Source organism: Methyloglobulus sp. (assembly GCF_040079455.1).
Classification (GTDB): Bacteria; Pseudomonadota; Gammaproteobacteria; order Methylococcales; family Methylomonadaceae; genus Methyloglobulus.
Genome location: NZ_JBEBKJ010000097.1, coordinates 1 through 12699 on the forward strand (window position 1 = coordinate 1; position 12699 = coordinate 12699).

General features: G+C 45.3%; 13 protein-coding genes. 10 read left to right on the forward strand and 3 right to left on the reverse strand.

What is annotated here, in order from left to right; translation table 11 throughout:
• Positions 1-615: 615 nt before the first annotated feature.
• The gene (locus ABL924_RS16100; RefSeq protein ID WP_349028120.1) at positions 616-1500 is read right to left on the reverse strand and encodes a carbon-nitrogen hydrolase; all 885 of its coding nucleotides are present in this window, start codon (positions 1498-1500) and stop codon (positions 616-618) included.
• A gap of 169 nt (positions 1501-1669) precedes the next feature.
• Here ABL924_RS16100 and ABL924_RS16105 point away from each other — a divergent pair, with 169 nt between their 5' ends.
• The 3 genes from ABL924_RS16105 (at position 1670) to ABL924_RS16115 (ending at position 5111) form a co-directional block, all read left to right on the forward strand.
• The gene (locus ABL924_RS16105; protein ID WP_349028121.1) at positions 1670-1897 is read left to right on the forward strand and encodes an OadG family protein; all 228 of its coding nucleotides are present in this window, start codon (positions 1670-1672) and stop codon (positions 1895-1897) included.
• A 64-nt stretch (positions 1898-1961) separates the two neighbouring features.
• The gene (oadA, locus tag ABL924_RS16110) at positions 1962-3752 is read left to right on the forward strand and encodes a sodium-extruding oxaloacetate decarboxylase subunit alpha (RefSeq protein WP_349028122.1); all 1791 of its coding nucleotides are present in this window, start codon (positions 1962-1964) and stop codon (positions 3750-3752) included.
• A gap of 231 nt (positions 3753-3983) precedes the next feature.
• Complete coding sequence (locus tag ABL924_RS16115; protein ID WP_349028123.1) at positions 3984-5111, forward strand: sodium ion-translocating decarboxylase subunit beta; 1128 nt, start codon at positions 3984-3986, stop codon at positions 5109-5111.
• A gap of 206 nt (positions 5112-5317) precedes the next feature.
• Here the strand turns inward: ABL924_RS16115 and ccsA are convergent, their stop codons facing one another.
• Positions 5318-6112 carry a cytochrome c biogenesis protein CcsA gene (gene ccsA, locus ABL924_RS16120; RefSeq protein WP_349028124.1) on the reverse strand — a complete coding sequence of 265 codons (795 nt, stop codon included), beginning with the start codon at positions 6110-6112 and terminating at the stop codon, positions 5318-5320.
• Between the two features lie 228 nt (positions 6113-6340).
• Here ccsA and ffh point away from each other — a divergent pair, with 228 nt between their 5' ends.
• The 6 genes from ffh (at position 6341) to aqpZ (ending at position 10699) form a co-directional block, all read left to right on the forward strand.
• On the forward strand, positions 6341-7696 hold the full coding sequence (gene ffh / locus ABL924_RS16125) for a signal recognition particle protein (protein WP_349028125.1): 1356 nt from the start codon (positions 6341-6343) through the stop codon (positions 7694-7696).
• Positions 7697-7820: 124 nt separating this feature from the next.
• A complete protein-coding gene (gene rpsP, locus ABL924_RS16130) occupies positions 7821-8072 on the forward strand; it encodes a 30S ribosomal protein S16 (RefSeq protein WP_349028126.1) in 252 nt (83 codons plus the stop codon).
• 20 nt (positions 8073-8092) lie between these two features.
• A complete protein-coding gene (rimM, locus tag ABL924_RS16135) occupies positions 8093-8599 on the forward strand; it encodes a ribosome maturation factor RimM (protein WP_349028127.1) in 507 nt (168 codons plus the stop codon).
• Between the two features lie 8 nt (positions 8600-8607).
• On the forward strand, positions 8608-9351 hold the full coding sequence (gene trmD, locus ABL924_RS16140; RefSeq protein ID WP_349028128.1) for a tRNA (guanosine(37)-N1)-methyltransferase TrmD: 744 nt from the start codon (positions 8608-8610) through the stop codon (positions 9349-9351).
• A gap of 14 nt (positions 9352-9365) precedes the next feature.
• Positions 9366-9707 (forward strand): 50S ribosomal protein L19, encoded by a 342-nt coding sequence (rplS, locus tag ABL924_RS16145; RefSeq protein WP_349028129.1) that lies wholly within the window; start codon positions 9366-9368, stop codon positions 9705-9707.
• Positions 9708-10006: 299 nt separating this feature from the next.
• Positions 10007-10699 (forward strand): aquaporin Z, encoded by a 693-nt coding sequence (gene aqpZ, locus ABL924_RS16150; RefSeq protein ID WP_349028130.1) that lies wholly within the window; start codon positions 10007-10009, stop codon positions 10697-10699.
• A gap of 217 nt (positions 10700-10916) precedes the next feature.
• On the opposite strand, the gene ABL924_RS16155 is transcribed toward aqpZ, so the two are convergent.
• A complete protein-coding gene (locus ABL924_RS16155) occupies positions 10917-11822 on the reverse strand; it encodes a LysR family transcriptional regulator (RefSeq protein ID WP_349028131.1) in 906 nt (301 codons plus the stop codon).
• A 174-nt stretch (positions 11823-11996) separates the two neighbouring features.
• On the opposite strand from ABL924_RS16155, the gene ABL924_RS16160 reads away from it, so the two are divergent.
• Entirely contained in the window at positions 11997-12578 is a 582-nt protein-coding gene (locus ABL924_RS16160; RefSeq protein ID WP_349028132.1) for a carbonic anhydrase, read from the forward strand.
• Positions 12579-12699: the final 121 nt, after the last annotated feature.

Consider the following 12699-nt stretch of genomic DNA (forward strand, 5'->3'; position numbering starts at 1 on the left):
TTTCAGCCGAATACCGCCCATTAAGGTGAATGCCAATTCAAAAAAATCGGCTTTTGACCAGTCAGCCGGAGTTTCTGCTGTTTGTGCAAAGGTCTCAAGATAATGAAAAATATTAATAAAAATAAATAAAAGATTGTTATAAATGTTAGCAATAGTCTAGCAAATATAATCAGCATTGTCACTGCGACAAATTGTCGCGCCTTAGCTAACCTTCTCAGGCCATAGCTGTCAAGGTTTGAGTGTATTTTTGCAACAAGGTCATGAAAAAAGTTTTGATGGCCATTTGTTCGACACAAGTTGTGTCAGATTTAATTCATTAGGGTTAGTATCGTCCTAATTGAATGCTGATACCTTCTGTTTCGGGGCGTAAGTATCTACACAACTTTTCGACGTAATAAAAACAACGAGTTGAAAAAAACGGACTCCCGATCCTGGGATGCCTACAAGGATCTAGGTAGTAGGGCAACGCAGGAGCAGTTGCCGAGAGGGTTGGGGTGAGAAGATTAAAATCAACTATTTATACCCCCTCATTCCAGCCTTCTCCCCCGAAGGAGAAGGGGCGGAACTTGTGTAGATACCTATGGTTTAGGGGGAAGAGGTTAGCGTTCCCGTGAGTTAATCAATATATCGCTTAACTAAATCCCCATACTCATCAATTCTCCGGTCACGAAGATAAGGCCAGATTTGTCTAACCCTTTCGGTTCTGGCTTTATCGATAGTACAAATTAAAAGCTGCGGATCGGAAGCATTTGCACTTACCAATATATCTCCTTGCGGCCCAGCGATAAAACTATTGCCCCAAAAATTAACGCCAACTTCCGAATCCGGCGCTTTTTCAAAACCGATACGATTACAGGCGACAACTGGAATACCATTCGCAATTGCATGAGAGCGCTGAATGGTAATCCAGGCATCTAACTGACGTTGTTGTTCTTCGCTTGTGTCATTGGGGTCCCAGCCAATAGCGGTAGGGTAAATCAGTATTTCAGCACCTGCCAACGCCATCAACCTTGCCGCTTCAGGAAACCACTGATCCCAGCAGATTAATACGCCAAGTTTGCCGATTGAGGTTTCAATCGGCTTAAAGCCGATGTCCCCCGGTGTAAAATAGTATTTCTCATAAAATCCAGGGTCATCCGGTATGTGCATTTTCTGGTATTTTCCGGCGATGCTGCCGTCCTTATCAAAAACCACCGCCGTGTTATGGTAAAGCCCTGCTGCTCGTTTTTCGAATAACGTCGAGACAATCACAATCCCCAGTTTTCTTGCTAATGCCGATAGAATCTCAGTGCTTGGCCCTGGAATAGTTTGGGCGAGATCAAAATGTTGGTAATCCTCGTTCTGACAGAAATAAGGATCAAGATGCAGCTCAGACAACACCGCCAGATCAGCATTGTTGGCAGCGGCTTCATGAATTTTAGCGACAGACAAATCAAAATTTGTCTGTCTGTCTTGATTACAAAGCTGTTGAATAGCGCATACGGTGATTGTTGTTTTCATATTAGGACTGTCAGGAACGATAACGCAATCATTTTAACGAATTGAAAACATTCAGGACAGGTAATTTAATAGTCAGATATAAAACCAAGCTTATCCACTATCTTTAGTTTGTTTAGCTGAATGGTTTTAGGGATAATGGACTTGTAATTAACTATTTGTACAAAAAGGCATGACAGAACAGATCAGCAGTGGCATTGAACTTATGTTTGCGGGTATGGGTATAGTTTTCGTATTTCTTATCATGCTAGTCGGTGCTATCAACCTTATGTCTGCGATGGTGCAGCGTTATTTTCCTGATGCATCGCCAAAATTCCGAAGTGAGTCCAGCGGCATAGATAAGAGTACGATTGCCGCTATTTCAGCAGCAGTGCATCATTATCGAAGTAAGCATCATTGATGGTTTTATGGTACTAATGACCAGATAAAGACACAAGCAGCAGATTTAAGAGATAACAACAAAAATGGTAACAAAAAGCAAAAAAAAGCCCCTGGCTATCACTGAGGTTGTGTTGCGTGATGCGCACCAGTCTATCCTCGCAACCCGTTTGCGGATTGAGGACATGCTGCCGATTTGCGGCAAACTTGATGAAATTGGCTATTGGTCAATGGAATCCTGGGGCGGCGCGACCTTTGATGCCTGCATCCGGTATCTCGGCGAAGATCCCTGGGAACGTTTGCGCCTGCTTAAAAAAGCCATGCCGAAAACCCGTCAACAGATGCTGTTGCGTGGTCAAAACTTGTTAGGTTATCGGCATTATGCCGATGATGTGGTTGATAAATTTGTCGAACGTAGCGCCATTAACGGCATTGATGTGTTCCGTATTTTCGATGCCATGAACGACATGCGTAACATCCAGCGTGCCGTCAAAGCGGTTTTAAATACCGATGCCCACGCCCAAGGGACGATTTCTTACACTACGAGCCCAGTGCATACGGTGGATGTGTGGGTAGCCCTGGGTAAGCAGATTGAAGATATGGGCGCACATTCCATCTGCATTAAGGATATGGCAGGCTTGCTTAAGCCTTATGATGCGTTTGAGCTGGTCAGCCGTTTGAAAAAAAGCACTAACATCCCTATCCACATGCAATGCCATGCGACCACGGGTTTGAGCGTCCCCAGCATCATCAAAGCCGCCGAAGCGGGTATCGATAATGTCGATACTGCCATTTCCTCGTTGAGCATGACTTACGGGCATAGCCCCACTGAGACCATAGTTGCCAGTTTTGAGGGCACAGACCGTGATACGGGGCTGGATTTGGTCAAATTAGAAGAAATCGCGACTTACTTTCGGGAAGTCCGTAAAAAATACGCGCAATTTGAGGGTAGCCTTAAAGGTGTTGACAGCCGTATCTTGATCGCCCAAGTGCCGGGGGGCATGTTGACTAATATGGAAAGCCAGTTGAAAGAGCAGGGCGCGGCAGACAAATTTGATGAAGTCATCAAGGAAATCCCCCGTGTGCGCGAAGACTTAGGATTTATTCCATTGGTTACACCGACATCGCAAATCGTCGGTACGCAAGCCGTGATTAATGTGATGAACGGCGAGCGTTACAAAACCATCACCAAAGAAACCGCTGGCGTTTTGAAGGGCGAATACGGCGCGACACCTGCGCCGGTCAATAAAGAATTACAAATGCGGGTGTTGAATGGCGCGACCGCCATTACTTGTCGCCCAGCCGATTTGCTCGAATCGGAAATGAACAAACTGGTTGCTGACGTGCTGGAAAAAGCCGAGAAAGAAGGCATAAGGCTGGCTGAATGTGTTGAAGAAGATGCCTTAATCAATGGCATGTTCAGCCAAGTGGGATGGAAATTTCTGCTCAATCGCGGTAATCCGGCGGCTTTTGAGGCGGCGCCAGATCCCAAGGCATTTGTGGCTTCCCTATCAACAGCGTCAGCTAACAAATCGGCTTCGGCGGTTGAAAGCTATTCTGTCAACGTGGATGGACGTAATTTCAAGGTCGCTGTAGGGCCAAGTGGTGCTGACTTAAGTATCAAGCCAGAAGTCAGCGCAGCCTACGCAACACCGGCATCCAGTAGTGGTGAAGTGGTGGTTTCACCTATGGCGGGCACAATTTTGAAGATCCTAGTTGAGGTCGGTGCCAGTGTCGCCAAAGGTGAGGTGGTCGTCATTATGGAAGCCATGAAGATGGAAACTGAAATCCGCACCAAAGTTGCCGGTATTGTCAGTGCTGTCAATGTAAAAGAAGGCGGTACCGTTGCTAGTGGCGATGTGTTGGTTTCTTTGTGACGGATACTGAAGAATTATACTTTTCCAATCAATGTAATTTAGGATAAACGGATTAGTCCCTTCTCCCTTGGGGAGAAGGATAGGATGAGGGGAATATAAAGTAATTTTCCTCATTTAATTACCCTCACCCCAACCCTCTCCCGCGAGGAGAGGGAGTTTTTTATTTAACTTAAGGGCAGTAATGAGTATCCCTAAAGCCCAGCAATAACGGATTCGATTTTAGAAACATAAATGGAAAACCTAATTTCACTGTGGCATAGCACCGGACTTTATAACTTTACCGGCGGTCAGGCGTTTATGATGCTGGTGGGTTTTGTGCTGCTATTTCTTGCCATCAGCAAAGGCTTTGAACCCTTGCTATTGCTGCCGATTGGCTTTGGCGCAATCCTCAGCAATATTCCTGTTGCGGGTATTGCCGAAGAAGGTGGGCTTTTGTATTACCTGTATTTCGGCATAAAAATGGGAATTTTTCCCTTGTTGATCTTTATGGGTGTGGGCGCGATGACCGATTTCGGGCCCATGATTGCCAACCCTAAGACCTTACTTTTAGGCGCAGCCGCACAGTTTGGTATTTTCGCATCCTTGTTAGGTGCATTGGCACTCAACATCATCCCAGGCCTGGAATTCAGCTTAAAAGATGCCGCAGCCATCGGCATTATCGGCGGTGCAGACGGTCCAACGGCGATCTATGTCGCATCAAAACTGGCTCCTGATTTGCTGGGCGCGATTGCCGTGGCTGCGTATTCTTATATGGCATTAGTGCCGCTTATCCAGCCGCCAATTATGCGGGCTTTGACCACAGAAGACGAGCGCAAAATTGAAATGCAGCAACTGCGCGATGTCAGCAAAACCGAAAAAATTGTGTTTCCGTTAATGCTGCTCTTTTTGTCTATCTTATTATTACCTTCTGCAACACCGTTAATTGGCATGTTTGCCTTAGGTAATTTGATGCGGGAAAGCGGCGTGGTGGAACGCTTAAGCAGCACCGCACAAAACGAACTTATCAACATCGTCACCATCTTTTTAGGCTTGTCGGTCGGCTCAAAGCTCAGTGCCGAAGCATTTTTGCAAGTCAAAACCTTAGGGATCTTGGGGTTAGGCGCATGTGCCTTCGCCATCGGCACAGCGGCAGGTGTCATCATGGCGAAAATTATGAACCGATTCAGCAGCACCTTGATTAACCCGTTAATTGGCGCAGCAGGGGTTTCCGCCGTACCGATGGCTGCACGGGTTGCCAACAAGCTCGGACTGGAAAGCAATCCCCATAACTTCCTGCTCATGCACGCAATGGGGCCAAATGTGGCGGGGGTGATTGGTTCTGCGGTGGCTGCTGGGGTTTTGTTGAGTCTTGTAAAGTAGCCGGGTAAGGTGAAGGTGGCTGTCACTTTTTGACCTTATCCATATTCTTACTAAAATTCTCAACATCAATAATAGCGAAGCGGGTTCTGTTAATGCTATCCATCACCGCAGCTATATTGATTCCACTGAATATTGTCGTTGTCTGGCTAAGAGATGGTTTGTCAGAGGTAAACAAGGATGGCTCTTCCTGGGTGCAGGGTTTTCTGCTATCGGTGCAGAATAACCTCCATAACCAGTTTGCTGCCGAAATAAGCCAATAGCAAAAACATAAAGCCCAATAAAGTCCATTTAATAGCGGTTCTTCCCCTCCAGCCGTAGCGGTTGCGCCCTATCAGTAAACCGGAAAATATTAGCCACGCAACAATTGACAAAAAAGTTTTATGCACAAGGTGCTGGGCAAATAAATCTTCCAGAAAAATAAAGCCACTGGCGAGCGCAATGCTCAGGAAAAAAAGCCCCGCACCTATCATTTGAAATAACAATGATTCCATGCTTTGCAGAGGAGGCATGGATTGTATATAGCGTTTTGGAGGATGACTTTTAAGTTGTTGGTTTTGAATAAACAGCAGAATGGCTTGCAGTGCAGCAATATTCAGCAGGCTGAAGGCAATAATTGAAGACAAGATGTGGGTGTTCATTTGCCAGTTATGGATATCAAGGGATCGCCGCTTTTCTGGGAAATATAGATCCAAAGCCAGCATTAGCGCAGTTACGGGGAAGAGAAAGATACCCAGATTTTTGACTGGTTTGCTCAGTATTGCTAACAGCAAAAGTAGAGCAACAATCATTGAAATCAGAGAGGCCGTACTAAAAAAACTAAAATTGAACCCCGCGTTTTGGTAGACAAGAAGAGCTGTGTACGAAACGTGTAAAGCAACTGCACTCCACGCACACGCGAGTGCAGAACGTCTTGATTTGTCCTGGTGTAGTGGTCTTATTATCATCACGGCACTGCTTAAGTAAGCGCAGATTGCGATGGTGGCAAGTAGAGTGGGGTTCATTAATGTGCTTATATCTGCTGTTATCATTTACTGTAATCAGAATCGTATTTTTACTTCAGAGTGTTAGCGGCGTTTGTTACTCTTGCTTGATTCCCATTTTGGTACTCGTTACCTGTTCGAGTTATCCGCCTGATGTAATAGTAACGACGGCTATGTTAATATACCCGATTTATAGTCCTAACGCATTTTTGTCAGGGATGATTCTTCCAAAAAACTTAAGATTACGACATGTTTGATAATTTAACCGACCGATTAACCAGCACCCTTAAAAAGATCAAAGGCCAAGGTCGTCTGACCGAAGATAACATCAAGGATACTTTGCGCGAAGTACGCATGGCTTTGTTGGAGGCCGACGTTGCCCTTCCTGTGGTCACAGATTTTATCGAGCAGGTCAAAGCGGGTGCTTTGGGGCAAGAAGTTCAAACTAGCTTATCGCCAGGGCAAGCGATGGTGAAACTGGTTCAAGCTGAACTGGTCAAAGTGATGGGCAGCGCTAATGAGAAGCTTAATCTCAATGCCGTCCCGCCTGCCGTTATCTTGCTGGCGGGTTTGCAAGGTGCGGGTAAAACCACGACAGTTGCTAAATTAGGGCGTTGGCTAAAGGAAACCCAAAAGAAAAAAGTCGGCGTGGTGAGTGTGGACGTTTATCGTCCTGCGGCTATCAAACAGCTAGAAACGCTGGCAAATGGGCTTTCCCTAGAATTTTTTGACAGCGACATTTCCCAAAATCCGGTCGAAATTGCCCTGCAAGCGATAGACTCAGCCAAACGGAAATTTCTTGATGTTATCATCGTCGATACCGCAGGTCGTTTGCATGTCGATGCTGACATGATGGATGAAATCAAGGCATTACATGCTGCCATCAAGCCGATTGAAACTCTGTTTGTGGTTGATAGCATGACCGGGCAGGATGCGGCAATCACTGCCAAAGCTTTTAATGATGCGTTGCCATTGACGGGCGTTATCCTCACCAAAGCCGATGGTGATGCGCGTGGCGGGGCTGCTTTGTCGATACGCCATATTACCGGCAAACCGATCAAGTTTATAGGTATGGGCGAAAAAACCGATGCCTTGGAGCCGTTCCATCCAGATCGCTTGGCTTCCCGCATTTTAGGCATGGGCGATATGCTCAGTCTGATCGAGGATATGGAGCAAAAGGTCGATAAGGAAAAGGCCGAAAAATTTGCCAAAAAAATCCAAAAAGGTAAAGCGTTTGATTTTACTGACTTCCTTGAGCAATTGCAGCAAATGCAAAGCATGGGTGGTGTGGCTGCTATGCTGGATAAGCTGCCCGGGAGTAACAGTGTCCCCAAAGCCATGAAAGAGCAAGTCAATGACAAAATGCTGGCGCGGCAAGTCGCGGTAATCCAGTCCATGACCAAACAAGAGCGGCGTTTTCCAGAATTGATAAAAGGCAGTAGAAAACAACGCATTGCAGATGGTTGTGGGCAAGAGCTGCATAATGTAAACCTGTTGCTTAAGCAATTCGTGATGATGCAGAAAATGATGAAAAAAATGAAAGGCGGCAATATTGCCAATATGGTACGCGGCATTAAAAACAATGTGCGTGGTATGCGGCGATAGCTCCTTTCAACTAGAAAGCTGAATTTTTTGTGTAGCAAAAACAATTTATTCTTCACTTATTGATAATTTCGCGTAGAATAGGTGGATTGATTTTGGCTGAATATTTTTAAGGAACTTATAAAAAATGGTAACTATTCGTCTTTCCAGAGGTGGTGCGAAGAATCGCCCTTTTTACCATGTTGTTGTCACCGACAGCAGAAGTGGTCGTGATGGTCGTTATATAGAGCGAATTGGGTTTTTTAATCCAGTGGCTCGCGGCAACGAAACCAAGTTATCTTTGGACAGTGAACGCGTGGTTTATTGGAAATCCAAAGGCGCACAGCCGTCTGAACGTGTTGCAAAATTGATAAAAGATGCCCAAAAAGCAGTCGCTTAAGCTAGTTTTTTGAAAACAGGTTGTTCAATCAAGATCTTATTAATGTTGGAAAAATTTCCGGCGTTTTTGGCGTAAAAGGCTGGGTAAAAGTATTTTCTTACACAGAACCCAGAGAAAATATACTTAGCTATAAGCATTGGCTACTTAAAAAAGGTAGTCAGGATAATTCGGTAAAAGTAATAAGCGGTCAGCTTCAAGGCAAAAATGTAGTCGCCCAGATTGAAGGTGTAGCCGACAGGGATCAAGCCCTGCTCCTCATGGGTTGGGAGGTTTACATCACCCATGAACAGTTACCCGCCCTTGCTAAAGGGGAATATTACTGGACAGATTTGATAGGTCTAGACGTTGAAAACCTGGAAGGGGTTCAACTCGGCAAAGTAGAAAGTTTATTTGAAACAGGTGCCAACGACATTCTGCTGGTAAAAGGGGAGCGTGAGCGGGCATTGCCTTTTATTAAAGGACAGACGGTAGTATCCATTGATATTGCCGAACGTAAGATTACTGTCGATTGGGATGCTGATTTTTAGCAACTACCATGCGCTTTGATGTCCTTACCCTGTTTCCAGAAATGGTTATTTCTGCTGCAAGTTATGGAGTAACAGGCAGGGCTCAAGAACGCGAAATAGTTACATTGTCGGTGTGGAATCCTAGGGATTACACGACCGATAAGCATCGGACAGTGGATGACCGACCTTATGGTGGTGGCCCTGGGATGGTGATGAAATACCAGCCTTTGCATGATGCACTAAGCGATGCAAGGCAGGCGGGTTCAGGTTCAACCAAAGTGGTGTATTTAAGTCCACAAGGCAAACCCATTACCCAGGCATTACTGGCTGAAGCATGTGAGTTATCGCAGCTTATACTGGTTGCAGGTCGCTACGAAGGTGTAGATGAACGCTTTGTCGAGTTGGATTGCGATGAAGAGTGGTCAATTGGCGATTACGTTATCAGCGGCGGCGAGTTGGCTGCTTTGGTAATCATTGATGCCATTACGCGGTTATTGCCAGGCGCGTTAGGTGACGAAGAATCCGCCCAGCAAGATTCGCATGTTGATGGTTTGCTGGATTACCCGCATTTTACCCGACCAGAACAGATTGATGGAATGGCCGTGCCGGGCGTGTTGCTAAGTGGCAATCATGCAGATATTGACCGATGGCGAACAAAGCAAGCAGTAGGCAGGACGTGGCAGAAACGTCCCGATTTGCTAAATGGGAAAGCATTAACGGCAGAGCAGGAAAAGCTGCTGAAAGAATTTATAAATCAAGTTGAATTGAATTAAACACAGGTGTGGTAATGAGCAACATAATTGAAGCATTAGAAAAAGAACAGCTAAGACAGATTCCTGATTTTGGCCCTGGCGATACGGTTATTGTGCAGGTTAAAGTCAAAGAAGGTGAGCGTGAGCGGATTCAGGCTTTCGAAGGCGTAGTGATTGCAAAACGTAACCGTGGCTTAAATTCTGCGTTCACCGTGAGAAAAATATCCCACGGTACGGGCGTAGAGCGGGTATTTCAAACGCACAGTCCAATAATCAGCGAGATCGTTGTTAAGCGTCGCGGTGATGTTCGCCGAGCTAAATTGTATTACTTACGTGATCTTACCGGTAGAGCGGCACGTATCAAAGAAAAATTGTAAGTTGATTGTTACAATAATTCTTCCAAAGGCAACGTTAAGTTGCCTTTTTTATGCGTGAAGAAAACTTATGTAGATGTTATTGAAGTGCTAAAAATCACTATAAAGTAAGCATTTATACCAATCCCAATAAGTTGTAGTATGAAGCCCCTCATCCTGACCTTCTCCCTTTGGAGAAGGTGTCAATGAAAACTTATTGGAATTGGTAATATTTGAACAGTATTCTGGTGGATGGTATCATTCTACCGGCATCGATAATTTTCGGTACCGATAACAATTTAACGAAACCAGAGGAATGAGTTATGAAACAGTATGCAGCAGAGTTTTTCGGTACGTTTTGGTTGGTATTAGGTGGTTGTGGCAGCGCCGTGCTTGCGGCGGCATTTCCTGATGTTGGTATTGGTTTGATGGGTGTGTCGTTCGCTTTTGGTTTGACTGTTTTGACGATGGCATACGCTATAGGCCATATTTCTGGTTGCCATTTGAATCCGGCGGTTTCAATCGGGCTTTGGGCAGGTGGTCGTTTTCCCGCAAATAAGCTGTTGTTTTACATCATTGCTCAATGTGTAGGTGCAATTGTTGCGGGTGGGGTTTTATACCTTATAGCGAGCGGTAAGGTGGGCTTCGACGTTACCGCAGGTTTCGCTTCCAATGGTTATGGCGAACATTCACCGGGTGGATATTCCATGACATCCGCTTTGGTAACAGAAGTTGTCATGACCATGATGTTCCTAATCATCATTCTAGGTGCGACTGATGCCCGTGCCCCTCAAGGTTTTGCACCGATTGCAATTGGGCTAGGACTTACCTTGATCCATTTAATCAGCATACCCGTAACCAACACCTCGGTAAATCCAGCAAGAAGTCTGGGCGTGGCACTTTACGTAGGCGACTGGGCGATGGCACAACTTTGGCTATTTTGGGTAGCACCTATTGTTGGAGCTGTGCTGGGAGCGGTTACGTATCGGTTTCTCGCTTCCAACGAAAACGATTAAATCTTAAGGAAACCTTCTAATAATCCCCTCTCCCTCTGGGAGAGGGCTAGGGTGAGGGATATAATTGCTTGATTTTATTACCCTCATTCCGGCCTTCTCCCAGAGGGAGAAGGAGTTTTTTGAATTTTTAGAGATTCCCTTAAGTTATTGATTTCACTCCACCGAGCCGGACACTCGTTTCGGTGGAGTATGATTTTTCATATATACCGGAAAAGACTTATTCTGGTTGGTGTATATCAATTTCAGCAAAATACCGGATTAAAAAATCCACAAACGTCGTTAATTTGGCGGGCATAAATCGTCGTTGCAAGTAAGTGGCATAAATCGCCAAAGTTGGAATGCGGTAATCCTGCAAAATTTCCACCAATTGCCGTTGGGCAAGATAAGTTGCCACAGACAATTCCGGCGCTTGCGTTATGCCCATCCCTAAAGCCGCCGCTTGACATAGCGCCCTGCCATTATTTGAGGCGAAACGCCAAGTAGTTTTGATTTTAACTTCTTCTTTTTCAACCCTATAAATCCAGTAATCTTTGTGTGGCGTATCGGTATTGTAAAGGCAATGGTGAAACTTTAATTCCTCAATCGTTCTGGGTTCGCCGTATTGCCTTATATAAGCCGGAGATGCAAAAGTACACAATCGGGTCTCGGCGATTTTTCTCGCAACCACGCCCAAATCAAGGCTATCAGTTACCAAAATAGATAGATCAATACTACCCTCGCTCAAATTCACCTGGCTATTGTGCAAAGTCATCATGATTTTAACGTCAGGATAGACTTGCTGATAAGCTTCGATAGCGGAAACCATATAAAGCCCACCAAAATCAATTGAAGCGCTGATTTTTAGCGTTCCTTTGACGTTCCGTCCTAACTGGGACGTCGATTCGTCTAGCTCTGAAAAATCATCCAGTAATTGTTTACTGCGGTGATAATAAACTTCCCCTGCTTCCGTCAGGCTGATTTTACGGGTAGTCCGGTTCAGCAAGGCAACCCCCAGGGATTCTTCTAATTGTGCGATGTACTTGCTGATCATCATGGCAGATAAATCCATCTCCCTGGCAACGGCAGCAAAAGTACCCAGCTCAACAATGCGGCAGAGTACCTGCATGTTATTCAATTTATCCATGCTGTAAACTTAAAGTTTATATTTTATAAATTTATTGAGCTATTCAAAACTCTGGTTTATGAGTATACACTTTGCACCGGAGATAGTTAATGCCGTTTGGTTTTTTTCATGTAGCATGAAGGGGTCAAGCGGCTTTTTATTGCCCGACACTAACTAATAATAACGGAGCTAGATATGAGTAAAATTCTTAATGAAGTGTTATCAGCAAACAGGGACTACGTAAATAATTTTGGCGACAAAGGCTCATTGGCCCTCCCGCCGGCTAGACATTTTGCTGTCTTGACTTGCATGGATGCGCGTTTAGATCCTGCAAAATATGCCGGTTTATCAGAAGGTGATGCCCACGTCATTCGTAATGCTGGTGGCCGTGCCAGTGACGATGCTATTCGTTCACTAGTGATTTCCTACAAATTGCTGGGTACCAAAGAGTGGTTTGTCATCCATCACACCAACTGTGGCATGGAATTGTTTACCGATGAAATCATGCGTGACTTGCTGGGCAGCAGCTTAAAGACCGCATCTATTGATGACAAAGGCTGGCACGATTGCTGTGAAGGCCCTGGTTCTGCAGAAGCCAAGTATGTTGATTGGTTAACCATTAAGGAGCAAGAAGCCAGTGTGCTTGAAGACGTAACCCGCATCAGAAATCATCCGCTGGTTCCTTCCGACATCCCGGTTTATGGTTATATCTACGACGTTGCAACAGGTCGATTGGTTGAAGTTCCTGCGGCGACCCAGGCTGGTAGAGCTAGTTAAAAAGATTTCTGATTAGCAAGATAAGATGCTTCAGCTAAAAAGAACTGATCCCCTCTCCCACGGGGAGAGGGCTAGGGTGAGGGGTTCAATAAGGTTTTTTGCTTTTTAGATCCCCTCATCC